At 63.7% G+C, this 15,798-nt stretch carries 12 protein-coding genes; 11 read left to right on the forward strand and 1 reads right to left on the reverse strand.

Annotation, left to right across the window (positions count from 1 at the left end):
* Position 1 precedes the first annotated feature (1 nt).
* From ACF8EF_RS12320 to ACF8EF_RS12370, 11 genes are all read left to right on the forward strand, one after another.
* Positions 2-2,119, forward strand: coding sequence for an acetate--CoA ligase family protein (locus ACF8EF_RS12320; RefSeq protein ID WP_392461197.1), 2,118 nt, complete (start codon positions 2-4; stop codon positions 2,117-2,119).
* On the forward strand, positions 2,112-3,719 hold the full coding sequence (locus tag ACF8EF_RS12325) for a 5-guanidino-2-oxopentanoate decarboxylase (protein ID WP_392461198.1): 1,608 nt from the start codon (positions 2,112-2,114) through the stop codon (positions 3,717-3,719). Before ACF8EF_RS12320 ends, ACF8EF_RS12325 begins: the two co-directional genes overlap by 8 nt.
* Positions 3,720-3,753: 34 nt before the next feature.
* Positions 3,754-4,983 (forward strand): alanine racemase, encoded by a 1,230-nt coding sequence (alr, locus tag ACF8EF_RS12330; RefSeq protein ID WP_392461199.1) that lies wholly within the window; start codon positions 3,754-3,756, stop codon positions 4,981-4,983.
* 24 nt (positions 4,984-5,007) lie between these two features.
* Entirely contained in the window at positions 5,008-6,198 is a 1,191-nt protein-coding gene (locus tag ACF8EF_RS12335; RefSeq protein WP_392461200.1) for a pyridoxal phosphate-dependent aminotransferase, read from the forward strand.
* Positions 6,191-7,603 (forward strand): aldehyde dehydrogenase family protein, encoded by a 1,413-nt coding sequence (locus tag ACF8EF_RS12340; protein ID WP_392461201.1) that lies wholly within the window; start codon positions 6,191-6,193, stop codon positions 7,601-7,603. Before ACF8EF_RS12335 ends, ACF8EF_RS12340 begins: the two co-directional genes overlap by 8 nt.
* Positions 7,604-7,646: 43 nt before the next feature.
* Complete coding sequence (locus ACF8EF_RS12345; RefSeq protein WP_176682450.1) at positions 7,647-8,348, forward strand: NAD(P)H-dependent oxidoreductase; 702 nt, start codon at positions 7,647-7,649, stop codon at positions 8,346-8,348.
* A 376-nt stretch (positions 8,349-8,724) separates the two neighbouring features.
* On the forward strand, positions 8,725-9,828 hold the full coding sequence (locus tag ACF8EF_RS12350; protein WP_392461202.1) for a polyamine ABC transporter substrate-binding protein: 1,104 nt from the start codon (positions 8,725-8,727) through the stop codon (positions 9,826-9,828).
* A 34-nt stretch (positions 9,829-9,862) separates the two neighbouring features.
* Positions 9,863-11,275 (forward strand): aminotransferase, encoded by a 1,413-nt coding sequence (locus tag ACF8EF_RS12355; protein WP_392461203.1) that lies wholly within the window; start codon positions 9,863-9,865, stop codon positions 11,273-11,275.
* A gap of 53 nt (positions 11,276-11,328) precedes the next feature.
* Positions 11,329-12,177 (forward strand): LuxR C-terminal-related transcriptional regulator, encoded by an 849-nt coding sequence (locus ACF8EF_RS12360; protein WP_392461204.1) that lies wholly within the window; start codon positions 11,329-11,331, stop codon positions 12,175-12,177.
* A gap of 153 nt (positions 12,178-12,330) precedes the next feature.
* On the forward strand, positions 12,331-13,563 hold the full coding sequence (gene eutH, locus ACF8EF_RS12365) for an ethanolamine utilization protein EutH (RefSeq protein WP_176682454.1): 1,233 nt from the start codon (positions 12,331-12,333) through the stop codon (positions 13,561-13,563).
* A gap of 115 nt (positions 13,564-13,678) precedes the next feature.
* Positions 13,679-14,476 carry a LuxR family transcriptional regulator gene (locus tag ACF8EF_RS12370; RefSeq protein ID WP_176682455.1) on the forward strand — a complete coding sequence of 266 codons (798 nt, stop codon included), beginning with the start codon at positions 13,679-13,681 and terminating at the stop codon, positions 14,474-14,476.
* 46 nt (positions 14,477-14,522) lie between these two features.
* Here the strand turns inward: ACF8EF_RS12370 and ACF8EF_RS12375 are convergent, their stop codons facing one another.
* The gene (locus ACF8EF_RS12375; protein ID WP_176682456.1) at positions 14,523-15,794 is read right to left on the reverse strand and encodes a D-arabinono-1,4-lactone oxidase; all 1,272 of its coding nucleotides are present in this window, start codon (positions 15,792-15,794) and stop codon (positions 14,523-14,525) included.
* Between the last annotated feature and the right edge of the window lie 4 nt (positions 15,795-15,798).

Raw genomic sequence — 15,798 nt, forward strand, 5'->3', positions numbered from 1 at the left:
CATGTCGCAATCGATTCGTGACAACCTAAAGCGCCTGCTGGCGCCCCGACACCTGGCCTTCGTCGGCGGGCGCAGCATGGCGCGGGCGCTCAAGCGATGCGCCGAAGGTGGCTTTGCCGGTGAACTGTGGCTGGTCAACCCGCAGCATGAAAGCCTGGAAGGCATCCCTTGCGTGGCACGGGTGGCCGACTTGCCCTACGCCCCGGACGCGGTGTTCATCGCCACCAACCGTGAGCTGACCCTGCAGTGCGTTGCCGAGCTGGCTGCACGCGGGGCCGGTGGCGCCATCTGCTACGCCTCGGGCTTTGCCGAAAGCGGCGAGGAGGGCTGTCAGTTGCAGCAACGCCTGCTCGACGTCGCCGGCAACATGGCCTTGCTCGGCCCCAACTGCTATGGCTTGCTCGACTACCTGCACGGTGCCGCCCTGTGGCCGGTGGCGCATGGTGGCCAGCAGGTGGAGAAGGGGGTGGCGATCCTCACGCAAAGTGGCAACTTCGCCTACAACCTGTCCATGAGCGACCGTTCCCTGCCGGTTGCCTACATGGCCTCGGTCGGCAACCAGGCGCAACTGGGTGTGGCCGAGCTGATGGATGTACTGCTCGACGACCCACGGGTAACCGCCATTGGCCTGCACCTGGAAGGCCTGAAGAACGTGCCGGGCTTCGCCCGCGCCGCGTGCAAGGCACTGCAGCAGGGCACGCCGATCATTGCATTGAAGACCGGCGTTTCGCAGATCGGCGCTGAACTGGCGCTCAGCCACACCAGCTCGTTGTCCGGCTCCGATGCGTTGTACGACAGCCTGTTCCAGCGCCTGGGCGTGATCCGCGTCAGCGGCCCGGTGAGCTTTGTCGAAACGCTCAAGGCCGCAGCCTGCGGACGCTTGCCGGCAGATGGCGAGCTGATTGCGCTGGCCTGTTCAGGCGGCGATGCCGGGCTGATTGCCGACTATGCCGAACGCAACCATCTGCAACTGCCGAAGCTCGAGCAAGGGCAGGTGGCGGCACTGGCGGAGGTGTTGCCGCGCTATGCCAACCTGGTCAACCCACTGGACTTCACTACGGCCATCTGGGGCGATGCAGCCGCCCTGCAACGTATGCTCGACAGTACCCTGAGCGGCGCCGCGGGCGCGGCGATGCTGGTGCTGGACTACCCGGCGGCGTTCACCGGCGAGCGCAAGGAGTGCGACCTGCTGTTGGGGCTGTACTGCGATGCCGTTGAACGCCACGGCAAGATCGGCTTCGTCACCTCGGCTTTCCCGGAACTGTTGCCTGCCAGTGCGCGTGAGCGCCTGCATGCGCGGGGCATCGCAGCCCTGCAGGGCGTGGAAGACGGCCTGGCGGCCTGGGGGCGCATCGTCGCTTACCAAAGGACCCGCCAGCGGTTGCTGGACCAGGGCGAGGCTGCGCGGGTACCGCTGTGCCCGCAGGCCCTCACGGGCGAAAGCCGACTGTTGGACGAATGGCAATCCAAGCAGGCCCTGCGCGCCTTCGGTCTGCCGGTGCCGGCAGGTGTGCTGAGTACGCCCGAGCGCGCTGTGGCAGACGCTGCCCGCGTGGGTTACCCGCTGGTACTGAAGGCGGTCAGCGCACAGTTGCCGCACAAGACCGAAGCTGGCGCCGTGGCGTTGAACCTGCGTGATGCCCGCGCCCTGGAAGCTGCACTGGTGCAGATGCGCCAGTGCATCGCTGACTACGCCCCGCAGGTTGCGTTTGATCAGGTGCTGCTCGAACCCATGGCCGAGCCGCCCTTGGCCGAGCTCATAGTGGGCATCAAGCGTGAACACGACTTTGCCCTGGCCCTGGTGATCGGTACCGGCGGCGTGCTGGTCGAACTGCTCAAGGACAGTGTCAGCCTGTTGCTACCCACCACCGACAGCGCCATCCGGGCGGCGCTGCTGAGCCTGCGTAGTGCCAGCCTGCTGCAAGGCTTCCGTGGCCGTCCGGCCGCCAACCTCGATGCCTTGGTCTCGGCCATCCGCGCGGTGGCCGATTACGCCTGCGAAAACGCCGGGCAGTTGCTGGAGCTGGATGTGAACCCATTGATGGTCGGTGCCAATGGCACCACCGCGGTCGACGCGCTGATCCGCCTCGGCCAGGCGCAAGGAGAACGACATGAATGACCTTACCCTGACTGCCGGCCAGGCGCTGGTGCGGTTGTTGGCCAACTACGGCGTGGAGACCGTGTTCGGCATTCCCGGCGTGCACACCCTGGAGCTCTACCGCGGCCTGCCGGGCAGTGGCATTCGCCATGTACTGACCCGCCATGAGCAGGGCGCCGGCTTCATGGCCGACGGCTATGCGCGAGTCAGTGGCAAGCCGGGGGTGTGCTTCGTCATTACCGGCCCGGGCGTGACCAACGTCGCCACCCCCATCGGCCAAGCCTATGCCGACTCGGTGCCGATGCTGGTGATTTCCAGCGTCAACCACACCGCCAGCCTGGGCAAGGGCTGGGGCTGCCTGCACGAAACCCAGGACCAGCGCGCCATGACTGCGCCCATTACCGCGTTTTCTGCGGTGGCCCTGCAGGGCGACGACTTGCCCGAGCTGATCGCGCGCGCCTGGGCAGTGTTCGACAGCGAACGACCGCGCCCGGTGCATATTTCGGTGCCCCTGGACGTGCTGGCGGCATCGGTCAGCCGGGACTGGAGCGATGAGGTGGTACGCCGGCCGGGGCGTGGCCAGCCGTGCCGCGAAACCCTTGAGCAGGCTGCCCTGAAGCTTGCCGCCGCCAAGCGGCCGATGATCATCGCCGGTGGGGGCGCGTTGCACGCGGCTGAACAGTTGCAGCAACTCAGTACGCGGCTGGCGGCGCCTCTGTTCACCAGCGTGGCCGGCAAGGGCTTGTTGTCGCCAGATGCGCCACTCAATGCAGGCGCCAGCCTGTGCGTAGAACCCGGCTGGCAGTTGATCAGCCAGGCTGATGTGGTGCTTGCCGTAGGCACCGAAATGGCCGACACCGACTTCTGGCGTGAGCGCCTGCCGATCCGCGGCGAGCTGCTGCGCGTCGACATCGACCCGCGCAAGTTCAACGATTTCTACCCCTGTGCCATTGCCCTGCAGGGCGATGCCCGGCAAACCTTGGACGGTTTGCTCGAACACCTGCCTGCCCTTGAGCGTGACCCGGCCCAGGCCAGCGCGGCGGTGGCCGCCCTGCGCCAGGCCATCCGCAATGGGCATGCCCCGTTGCAGGCCACGCACCAGGCCATTCTGGACCGTATCGCCGCCGTACTGCCTGACGATGCCTTCATCAGCAGCGACATGACCCAGCTGGCCTATACCGGCAACTACGCCTTCGCCAGCCGAGCGCCACGTAGCTGGCTGCACCCCACCGGTTACGGCACCCTCGGCTACGGCCTGCCGGCCGGCATTGGTGGCATGTTCGCCAGCGACCACCGCCCCGGCCTGGTACTGGTGGGTGATGGCGGCTTCCTGTACACCGCCCAGGAGCTGGCCACTGCTGTCGAGGAGCTGCACCGGCCGCTGGTGGTGTTGCTTTGGAACAATGACGCCCTCGGCCAGATCCGCGACGATATGCTCGGCCTGGATATCGAGCCGGTCGGCGTGCTGCCGCGCAACCCGGATTTCATCGGCCTGGCCCGCGCCTTCGGTTGCACCGTGCACCAGCCACGTGACCTGGACGCGCTGCAGGCCGACCTGGCCAGTGGCTTCGCCACCCCCGGCGTGACGTTCATCGAACTCAAACACACCTGCGTCTGTTAAGGCGCGCACAACGATAAGAACACGAGTAACCATCATGCCCTTTCGCCGTACGCTTCTGGCTGCATCCCTGGCACTACTGATCACCGGCCAGGCCCCCCTGTATGCGGCCCCCCCGTTGTCGATGGACAACGGCACCAACGCCTTGACCGTGCAAAACAGCAACGCCTGGGTCGAAGTCAGTGCCAGTGCCCTGCAACACAATATCCGCACCCTGCAGGCTGAGCTGGCCGGCAAGTCCCGGCTGTGCGCCGTGCTCAAGGCCGATGCTTATGGCCATGGTATCGGTCTGGTGATGCCGTCGATCATCGCCCAGGGCGTGCCCTGCGTGGCGGTGGCCAACAACGAGGAGGCCCGGGTGGTCCGCGCCAGCGGTTTTACCGGGCAACTGGTGCGGGTCCGTGCGGCCAGCCTGAGCGAGCTGGAAGATGCCTTGCAGTACGACATGGAAGAGCTGGTGGGCAGCGCTGAGTTCGCCCGCCAGGCCGATGCCATCGCCGCGCGCCATGGCAAGACCCTGCGCATCCATCTGGCGTTCAACTCCAGCGGCATGAGCCGTAACGGGGTGGAGATGGCCACCTGGTCCGGCCGCGGTGAAGCGCTGCAGATTACCGACCAGAAGCACCTTGAACTGGTTGCGCTGATGACCCACTTCGCCGTGGAAGACAAGGACGATGTACGCAAGGGCCTGGCGGCATTCAACGAGCAGACCGACTGGTTGATCAAGCACGCCAGGCTAGACCGCAGCAAGCTCACCCTGCACGCCGCCAACTCGTTCGCTACGCTGGAAGTGCCGGAAGCGCGCCTGGACATGGTACGAACGGGGGGCGCGCTGTTCGGCGATACCGTGCCGGGGCGCACCGAGTACAAACGTGCAATGCAGTTCAAATCGCGCGTGGCGGCGGTGCACAGCTACCCGGCCGGCAACACCGTGGGCTATGACCGCACCTTCACCCTGGCCCGTGATTCGCGCCTGGCCAACATTACGGTCGGGTACTCCGACGGCTACCGCCGGGTATTCACCAACAAGGGCCATGTGCTGATCAATGGCCACCGCGTGCCCGTCGTGGGAAAGGTGTCGATGAACACGCTGATGGTCGATGTCACCGACTTCCCTGATGTGAAGGGGGGTAACGAAGTGGTGCTGTTCGGCAAGCAGGCCGGGGGCGAAATCACCCAGGCCGAGATGGAAGAAATCAACGGCGCGTTGCTCGCCGATTTGTACACCGTATGGGGCAGTTCCAACCCGAAGATGCTCGTCGACTGAAATTGCCATTGAAAGGAGATTGCCATGCGCTACGCCAAGCTTACCCAACGCATCGCCGGCGACGGGGCCGCGGCCTGGGACATCCATTACCGCGCCCTGGCGCTGCAGGCCGAGGGCAAGGACATTCTGTTGCTGTCGGTGGGTGACCCGGACTTCGACACCCCCGCGCCTATCGTCGAGGCGGCCATCGACAGCCTGCGCGCTGGCCATACCCATTACGCCGATGTACGCGGCAAGCTGGCGCTGCGCCAGGCCATCGCCAACCGTCACCGGCAACGCAGCGGCCAGACGGTGAGCGCCGACCAGGTGACAGTGCTGGCGGGGGCTCAGTGCGCGTTGTTCTGCGTGGCCCAGTGCATACTCGACCCAGGCGATGAGGTGATCGTTGCCGAACCGATGTATGTCACCTACGAGGCCGTGTTCGGTGCCTGCGGCGCCAAGGTGGTGCCGGTACCGGTCAAGCCTGAGAATGGCTTTCGCGTGTGCCCGCGTGACGTCGCCGAGCGCATTACCCCGCGCACCCGCGCGCTGGCCCTGAACAGCCCGCACAACCCTTCAGGGGCGAGCCTGCCGCGCGCGACCTGGGAAGCGCTGGCCGAACTGTGCGTTGCCCACAACCTGTGGCTGATCTCTGACGAGGTCTACAGCGAGCTGCTGTATGAAGGCGAGCATGTCAGCCCCGGCAGCCTGCCGGGGATGGCCGAGCGCACCGCAACGCTGAACAGCCTGTCGAAATCGCATGCCATGACCGGCTGGCGCATGGGGTGGGTGGTCGGCTCGACAGCACTGGCCACGCATCTGGAAAACCTCGCCCTGTGCATGCTCTACGGCTTGCCGGACTTCGTCCAGGATGCCGCCGTGGTGGCGCTGGAGCACCCGTTGCCCGAACTGGACGCCATGCGCGAAGCCTACCGCCAGCGGCGCGATCTGGTGTGCGAGCAACTGGCCGGCTGCCCGGGCCTGAAGGCGTTGAAGCCAGATGGTGGCATGTTCGTGATGGTCGACATCCGTGAAACCGGCGTCAGCGCCCAGGCCTTCGCCGACTACCTGTTGGACAGCCAGGGCGTGTCGGTGCTCGCCGGCGAGGCATTCGGCCCTAGCGCTGCCGGGCATATCCGCCTGGGCCTGGTGCTGGGCAATGAGGCGCTGGCCGATGCCTGCCAGCGCATTGCCCGCTGTGCCGACGAACTGAAACGGGAGTACGGCCATGCATGAGTATGCGCGGCTGTACATCGATGGCGCCTGGCAGGTGCCGAGCGGGCAGGGCATGGCTGAGGTGATCGACCCGGCCACCGAACAGGCCATTGGCCGGGTACCCTTGGGCACCGAGGCCGATGTCGAGCGGGCGGTGATGGCGGCGCGGCGGGCCTTCGATGGCTGGTCGCGCACGCCGTCCAGCGTGCGCGCCGGGTACATCCGGGCATTGGTCGCACAGCTGAAAAACCGTGCAGCGGAAATGGCAGCGGTCATCACCGATGAGCTGGGCATGCCGGTGCAGTGGTGCCAGGCGGTGCAGGTCGAAGGCCCGATTGCCGGGTTGGAGCAATACGCCGAACTGGCCAGGCTGATGGACGAGGTGCGCGACGTCGGCAATTCGCTGGTGTACCGCGAAGCCGTTGGCGTGTGCGCATTCATCAACCCGTGGAACTACCCGCTGCACCAGATGATCGGCAAGCTGGCGCCAGCCCTGGCCGCGGGTTGTACGGTGGTGGTCAAGCCCAGCCAGGAAACACCGCTGCACGCGTTCCTGCTGGCCGATATGATCGAGGCCATTGGCCTGCCGGCGGGGGTGTTCAACCTGGTCAGCGGCCCGGGGGCCAAGGTCGGCGAAGCGCTGGCCCGGCACCCGCAGGTGGACATGGTGTCGTTTACCGGCTCCACCGGCGCCGGGGTCAGGGTGTCGCAGGCAGCAGCACCGACGGTAAAGCGGGTATGCCTGGAACTGGGCGGCAAGTCGCCGCTGCTGATTACCGCCGACGCTGACCTGCACGCTGCGGTGCGCCATGGCGTGCAGGATGTGATGATCAACTCGGGGCAGACCTGCACGGCACTGACCCGCATGCTGCTGCCGACCAGCCGCTATGCCGAGGCGCTGGACATTGCCGAGGCCGAAACCCGTGCACTGGTCATGGGCGACCCGCGTGACCCGACCAGCTTCCTCGGGCCAATGTGTTCCGCAGGCCAGCGGCGCACGGTGCTCGACTATATCCGCCTGGGCCAGGAAGAAGGTGCGCGCTTGTTGTGCGGCGGTGATCACGGCGGCTTCGAGCGCGGGTTCTACGTGGCGCCGACGTTGTTCGCCGACGTCGACAACCGCATGCGCATCGCCCAGGAGGAAATCTTTGGCCCGGTGCTGTGCCTGATACCTTATGCCGATGAAGCCCAGGCAGTGGCCCTGGCCAATGACTCGCCATTCGGCTTGTCCAGTGCAGTGTGGGCCGGCGGCCGCGAGCAGGGCCTGGCGCTGGCGCGGCAGATACGTGCCGGGCAGTGCTACATCAACGGTGCCGCGTTCAACTACCAGGCGCCGTTCGGGGGCTACAAGCAGTCGGGAAACGGCCGCGAGTGGGGCGAAGAGGGCCTGGCGGAGTTCGTCGAGGTCAAGGCGGTGCAGTGCTGAGCCACTGCGGCAAGATAACCTGTTTTGTGTGAGGAGAATGCTTGTGAATGTACTGATCGTCCACGCTCACCCCGAGCCGCAATCGTTCACGGCTGCCCTGCGTGACCAGGCGGTGGAAACCTTCCGTGCCCAAGGCCATCAGGTGCAGGTCAGCGACTTGTACGGCATGGGCTGGAACCCGGTGGCCAGTGCCGATGACTTTACCCAGCGCGAGAACCCCGAGTACCTGGTGTATGCCCTGGAGCAGCGCCAGGGGGTCAAGCGTGGCGCCATTGCCGCGGACATCCAGCAGGAGCTGGACAAGTTGTTGTGGGCCGACTTGCTGGTGCTGAATTTCCCGATCTTCTGGTTCTCGGCACCGGCCATGCTCAAGGGCTGGATCGACCGGGTGCTGGTGTCGGGGGTGTGCTATGGCGGCAAGCGCTTCTACGACCAGGGCGGGTTGGCCGGCAAGAGGGCGCTGGTGACCGTGACCCTGGGCGGGCGCGAGCACATGTTTGGCGACGGCGCGATTCACGGGCCGCTGGAAGACATGCTGCGGCCGATCCTGCGGGGCACGCTGGCCTATGTCGGGTTCGAGGTGTTGCCGCCGTTCGTGGCGTGGCATGTGCCTTACATCAGTGCTGATGCACGGCAGGACTTTCTGCAGCAATACCGGCAGCGTCTGGAGCAGCTTTCGGACGACCAGCCACTGGTGTTCCCGCGCCTGGCGCAGTTCGATGAAGCGTTGTACCCGCTGACGTGACCTTTCTCCTGTACTGAACACTGGGGCCGCGTTGCGGCCCTTTCGCGACACAAGGCCGCTCCCACAGGATTACCGCCAGCTTCGAAGGCTGCACCGTCCTCCCACAGGATTACCACCAGCTTCGAAGGCTGCGCCTTCCTCCCACAGGATTACCGCCAGCTTCGAAGGCTGCGCCGTCCTTGTGGGAGCGCCCTTGTGTCGCGAAAGGGCTGCAAAGCAGCCCCAACATTTTGTCGGCATACGATGTTCTGCAAACCTTCCAGCGCCACCTGCCAAAAAGCGACCACCCACACATTCGGGGTATGTCACCCCTGGGCAAATCCACCGATAGTGAACCCATCGGCTCGATCCGGAGCACTCACACGATGGAGTTGCCATGCGCAAGGTACTGAAGGTGATTGGCGGTCTGCTGCTGGCGTCTGGCGCCAGCCTGGCCCAGGCGGCAGAGGTGGACAGCGGTAACACGTTACGGTTGTACAACTGGACCGACTACATCGGTGAAACCACCCTGGCCGACTTCGAGAAGGCCACCGGCATCAAGGTCATCTACGACACCTTCGATGGCTACGAAACCGTGCAGACCAAACTGCTCACCGGCCGTTCCGGCTACGACCTGGTCATGCTCAACGCCTCGCTGGTCCCCCCGCTGATCAGCGCCGGCGTGTTCCAGGCACTGGACAAGCAGCAACTGCCCAGTTGGCACAACCTCGACCAGCAGGTGGTGAACGACCTGCAGGGCTACGACCCTGACCTGAAGTATTCTGCGCCCTACACCTGGGGCAGCTCGGGGGTCACCTACAACGTCGACAAGATCACCGCACGCATGCCCGACGCGCCGATCGGTTCGCTGGCCATGCTGTTCGACCCCAGGATCGTCTCGCGCTTCGCCGACTGCGGCGTCACCCTGATGGACGCGCCCACCGAGGTCATCCCACTGGCCCTGCAGTACCTGGGCAAGGACCCACGCAGCGCGTCGCCGGCCGACCTCAAAGCGGCCGAACAACTGTTGCTCGGCATCCGCCCTTACATTCGCAAGTTCGATTCGGTGAATTACCTCACCAGCCTGCCCAATGGTGATGTCTGCCTGGCGCTGACCTGGTCCGGTGACTATGCCACCGCCCAGGCCCGCGCAGTGGAAGCGAAGAAGGACATCAAGCTGTCGTTCTTCATTCCCAAGGAAGGCTCGCTGATCTGGTTCGACAACCTGTACATCCCCAAGGATGCGCCGCACGCGGCCAACGCCCACCGCTTCATCGAGTTTTTGCTGCAGCCGCAGACCATGGCCAAGGTCACCGACTACATCCACTACGCCAACAGCAACGCTGCCGCTACCGCGCTGGTGCGTGATGACATTCGCCAGGACCCGGCCATCTACCCCGACGCACCCACCCGCGAACGCCTGTTCGCGCAGAAAACCCAGAGCCCGAAGGACATGCGCGCCATCACCCGGGTCTGGAGCACGGTCAAGACCGGTTTCTGAACACCGCCCAACGATTCCCGCCAAGGAGCTGCCCATGGCCACCCCAAGCAAAGCATTCGCCATTGCCCACGACCCGCTGGTGGACGCCGACAAGGCCCACTACATGCACGGCTACCATGTGTTCGACGAGCACCGCGAACAAGGTGCGTTGAACATCGTCGCCGGTGAAGGCGCCTACATTCGCGACACCCATGGCAACCGTTTCCTCGATGCCGTCGGCGGCATGTGGTGCACCAACATTGGCCTGGGCCGTGAGGAAATGGCCGTGGCCATCGCTGACCAGGTGCGCCAGCTGGCCTATTCCAACCCGTTCTCCGACATGGCCAACGACGTCGCCATCGAACTGTGCCAGAAGCTCGCGCAGCTGGCGCCGGGTGACTTGAACCATGTGTTCCTCACCACGGGCGGCTCCACCGCAGTCGATACGGCTTACCGGCTGATCCAGTACTACCAGAACTGCCGAGGCAAACCGCACAAGAAGCACATCATCGCCCGCGACAACGCCTACCACGGCTCCACCACCCTGACCATGTCGATTGGCAACAAGGCCGCCGACCGGGTGGCGGAGTTCGATTACCACCACGACCTGATCCACCACGTCTCCAACCCCAACCCGTACCGCGCGCCAGACGACATGGACGAGGCGGAGTTCCTCGACTTTCTGGTAGCGGAGTTCGAGGACAAGATCCTCTCGCTGGGTGCCGACAACGTGGCGGCATTCTTCGCCGAGCCGATCATGGGCTCGGGCGGGGTGATCATTCCGCCCGAGGGGTACTTCCAGCGCATGTGGCAGCTGTGCCAGACCTACGACATCCTGTTCGTCGCCGACGAAGTGGTGACCTCGTTCGGGCGCCTGGGCACCTTCTTCGCCAGTGAGGAACTGTTTGGCGTCGTCCCTGACATCATCACCACCGCCAAAGGCCTGACCTCGGCGTACCTGCCGCTGGGTGCGTGTATTTTTTCCGAGCGCATCTGGCAAGTGATTGCCGAGCCGGGCAAGGGCCGTTGCTTCACCCACGGTTTCACCTACAGCGGCCACCCGGTGTGTTGCACGGCGGCGCTTAAGAACATCGAGATCATCGAGCGCGAGCAACTGCTCGATCATGTCAAGGACGTGGGGGGGTACCTTGAGCAACGTTTGCAGAGCCTGCGCGAGCTGCCGCTGGTGGGTGATGTGCGCTGCATGAAGCTGATGGCCTGTGTCGAGTTCGTCGCCAACAAGGCCAGCAAGGCACTGTTCGTCGATGAGGTGAACATCGGCGAACGCATCCACAGCAAGGCGCAGGGAAAAGGCTTGCTGGTGCGTCCGATCATGCACCTGAACGTGATGTCGCCTCCGTTGATCATCACCCATGCACAGGTGGACGAGATCGTCGAGACCCTGCGCCAGTGCATCATCGAAACCGCGCGTGAACTCACTGCGCTTGGCCTGTACCAAGGCCGATGAACCTGGCGCAAAGGGCTGTGCGCGGGCGTGCCTGGCAGGCTAGACTGCCGGGCATGACCCAGGCCTCTCCCGACACCCCGCTTACCCTCACAATGGGCGCGCTGCAGCAGTGGCACGCGGCGTTGCAACGCGCCCTGGCCCATGGCGAAACCCCCGAGGCGCTGGCGTATGTGGCCGCTGCCATCGGCCAGTTGGTGCAGGTGGAATCGATGATGATCAGCCTTGAGTGCCAGGGGCGGGCACCGCAGTTGCTGTACCAGCAAGGCATCCCCGAACGGCACCGGGCCGCCGTGCTGGAGCGCTATTTCAGTGCCGGCTACCTGCTGGACCCTTTCTGCCTTGCCGTGCAAAGCGGCCTGGCCGAAGGCTTCTACCACCTGCAGGAAATCGCCCCCGACAACTTCTTCGACAGCGACTACTACAAGGCCTATTACCTGGGTACAGGTTGCAGTGAGGACAGCTACTACATCGTCGACCTCAGCGCAGGCCGCAAGCTGTCGCTGAGCCTGTTCCAGGGCTGTAGCGGCACCCGCCTGAATGCCGGGCAGGTCGACCTGTTGCGTGCACTGGAGCCGATGGTACGCGAACTGCTGGGGCGCTATGCCCGGCACAACCTGGAACCGGGCGCTGCATCAACCGAGCGCAGCAGCCTGCAGGCAGCGTTCGACAGCTTTGGCTGCCAGGTGCTGACCGACCGCGAGCGGGAAGTGGCGCACATGATCTTGCGCGGGCACTCGGTGAAATCTACCGCGCTGGAGCTGGGTATCTCGCCGGAGACCGTGCGCATGCACCGCAAGAACCTGTACATGAAACTTGAGATCAACTCGCAATCGGAGTTGTTTGCACGGTTTATCGACTGGTTACGCGGTGATCAGCTGGAAATCCTTAGCGTAACGCGGTGATCAATTTTCTATACCTCCCGGTATATGGACAGCCCTGCACCTTGCCGCATAGCTTAACCCTCGACGGGGCGCGCCATGCTCAAGCCATAACAACAACGATGCCCCGTTACATTTCAGTCCTGCCAACCCAAAACTCTAAAAATGAGGCGGCAAATGGAAAGCATCGGCACCTATGTCATCTACGTCATCATGGTGTGCGCGGTACTGGGTGCCGTGGCATCCATCTACAACCCTGAAGGCGAGCTGGGCCAGGAGTTCATCGCCGGCCTGCACAGCATCGGCCCCATCTTTATCCCGGTAGCCGGCATCATGGCGGCGATCCCGTACATTTCAGCAGGTATCAGTCATGTGATCGCGCCACTGTTCCAGGCCATCGGGGCCGACCCTGGCATTGCCGGTCCCATCTTCATCGCCTCGGACATGGGCGGCTACCAGTTAGCCAAAGCGCTGGCGCAAAGCCAGGAAGGCTGGATCCTCGGCCTGATCACCGGCTTTCAGTGCGGCGCCACCATCATCTTCGTCATTCCGGTCGGGCTGGCCATGCTGCACAAGGCCGACCACAAGTACATGGCACTGGGGATCATGGCCGGGCTGCTGACCATTCCGCTGAGCATCATGATCATTGCCATGACCATGCAGGCGCTTGGCCTGAGCGTGCGTCCGGACATCGCTACCACTGGCGCCGCTACCCAGGCACTGCACTTCACCTGGGCAATGCTGCTGCGCAACCTGATGCCGTTGATCCTGTTTTGCATTGCCCTGGCAGCGGCATTGCGCTACTTCCCCACACTGATGGTGTACCTGTTCCTCAAGCTCGGCCAGTTCATGTACATCGCCGTGGTGTTGGTGCTGGTAGCGTCCATCGTGCAGTACTTCACCGGCCTGTTCAGCCACCTGTTCGGCAGCTGGGGTTTTGCGCCGATCATCGCCGATGCCGATGATCAGTTTCGCGCCTTGGAAATTGCTGGCTACATCGGCCTGATGCTGTGCGGGGCGTTCCCCATGGTGCACTTGCTCAAGCGCTTCCTGGCGCGGCCAATCGAACGGGTGGCCTCGCGCTTTGGCATGTCTGGTGTCGGTGCGGCCGGGGTATTGGCGGCCTCGGCGAATATCCTGGCCATGTTTCGCTTGGTCAGCGAAATGCCGCCCAAGGACAAGGTATTGGTGATCGCTTTCTCTGTGTGCGCCGCGTTCACCTTTGGCGACCACATGGCCTTCTCCGCCAACTTCCAGCCCTCGCTGATACTGCCGTTGATGATAGGCAAACTCAGTGGCGGCCTGATCGCCATGCTGCTGGCCAGTTGGCTGGCGGTGCCCAAGGCGCAGGAGCTGGGACGTCAGGACGCTGCCGCAGGTGTCTGCAAGGGGGTGGCCGAGCCGTCCTGAGCAAAAGCGTCATGCGCATGATCCGGAGCGTCCTGGGCGCTCCGGATTTTGTGTTTTTAACCGATCAAGGCGGTAAGGTCATGCAGGCCTTCGGTGCATGAGCGTGTGGTGAGCAATGACAAAAGATGAGGCAAACGAGTTGGCAGCGGTGATCGAGGCGATCGGCAGCGAACAGCTGGGACCGGCGCTGGATGCGTGGCTGCGCAGCAAGCTGACGTTCGACATGAGTTGCGCCTACCTGTTCCAGTTCAATCAACCAGCACTGCTGGTGCATAACGGGTATAACCGTACGGTCACGGAGCGTACGTTGAACGCCTACGTGCGCGGCGGCTACCTGCTTGACCCGTTCTACGTTGCTTGCGTCAACGAGCACCCATCCGGGCTATGGCGCATGAGCGAACTGGCACCTGACTGCTTCTTCTCTTCAGGGTTTGCCATTTCCAAGGACATCCACCCCTGTGTGTCGTCCGACTATGGGACGGCGGTGGATGAGGTGGGCTTCATCATTCCCCTGCGGCCCCAGTTGGCGATCGTCTATTCGCTGATGCGCAACCACGGCAGTGGGGATTTCGATGCAGGGGAAATGGAGCTGTTGGCGGCAATGTCGCCGCTGCTGGCTTCGGTTTTTGGTCAGCACTGTCGATTGCGTTACGCTGATATCCTGCGCGCGGCACCAGAGGGGGTGGTGCTGGAGGACGCCTTCGTAGAGATCTTGCAAGGGCAACTGACTGAAACCCAGCGCCTTATCGCCAAGTTGTTGTTACAGGGGCACAGCAATGCGTCGATTGCGCGGCAGCTGAATATTTCCGATGGGACGGTAAAGGTGCACAAGCACAACATCTATCAGCGCCTGGAAATTTCATCCAACGCCGAACTGTTTCGCCTGTTTATCGATTATCTGGCCAAGGGCTGATACAGCAAGGGGCTGCAAAGCAGCCCCTTGCTGTATCAGGTACAGGTCACCTGAACAGCGGACTCAGGTGCTCGCTGAGGTAGATCCCTTGCGGATCGAGCTGGCGGCGCAGCTTACGGAAGTCCTCGGCACGCGGGTATATTGCACTCACATCTTCACCCGTCAGGAAATGCAGCTTGCCCCAGTGCGGCCTGGCGCCATAGGAACGCAGGATCTGATCCACCGCCCGCAGATAGTCCCAGTAGTCGGTACCCGGCTGGCCGGACACCGAAATGGTCACGCTGTCCTGCTCGAAGAATGGGCTCATCCACGCCCCGTCTCCGGCAGTAAAGCGGTACTCGATGGGGTAGATGGCCTCGGGGAAGTCCTCCAGCATCAGCTTGCGCACGGCCCGCAACGCTTCCTTGCTGTGGCGCAACGGCACAGCGTATTCCAGCTCGTGAAAGTTGGGCAGGTACTCGATCGGGTACACATCCGAGCTGTAGGCCACTTTCTCGAACTCGCTTTCCCAGATCGGGTGGTCGGTGATGTCCATGACCTTCACTTCGCAGACATCGGTGGTGCGCCCGCTTGTAGAGGTGGCGGCGGTATCGGGTAGGCAATAGCAATGGCGGCTTTGCTCGTAGGGGCACCAGAAGAAGCTGAAGTGGCGGTGTTTGCGTGCCAGTTCGTCGTGCTTTTCCATCACGCTTTCGAAGTCTTCGCGCCAGATGCGCTCGTGCAGGTTGAAGCTGTCGGTCACCTGCAAGGTCAGTTCTGAAACAATGCCCAGTACGCCCAGCGACACCCGGCCCGCCTGTAGCAGGTCGGGGGTGCTTTCGTCGACCACGAGTATTTCGCCATCGGGTTGCACCAGCTTCATGCCGACAATCGACGAGGCCAGGTTGCCGAGGGTCAGACCGGTGCCGTGGGTACCGGTAGTCAATGCGCCTGCAATAGACTGGCTGTCGATGTCGCCCTGGTTGACCATTGACAACCCGGCGGCACGCAATGTCTTGCCCAAGGCATTGATGGTGGTGCCGGCGGCAGCGGTGACGCGCTTTTTCTCGTGGTCGACATGGCGTACGCCGCTCATGTTGGCCAGGGTCAGGTGCAGGCCATTGGTCAGTGCCACCGGGGTGAAGGAATGCCCCGAGCCGGCCACGCGCACGTTCATGCCATTGCTGCTGGCCTGGCTGACCATTGAGCACAATTCGTCCTCGCTGGCCGGTGCCCCGCGTGCTGCACGGATGCAGGACTGGTTTCCGGCCCAGTTGCGCCAGTGCGCGTGTTCAAGGCCGAATTCGTTGATATGCATGTTGTTGGAAGAGGTGCTCACATCG

The sequence above is a fragment of the Pseudomonas sp. zjy_15 genome (assembly GCF_043101865.1).
Taxonomy (GTDB): domain Bacteria; phylum Pseudomonadota; class Gammaproteobacteria; order Pseudomonadales; family Pseudomonadaceae; genus Aquipseudomonas; species Aquipseudomonas putida_Y.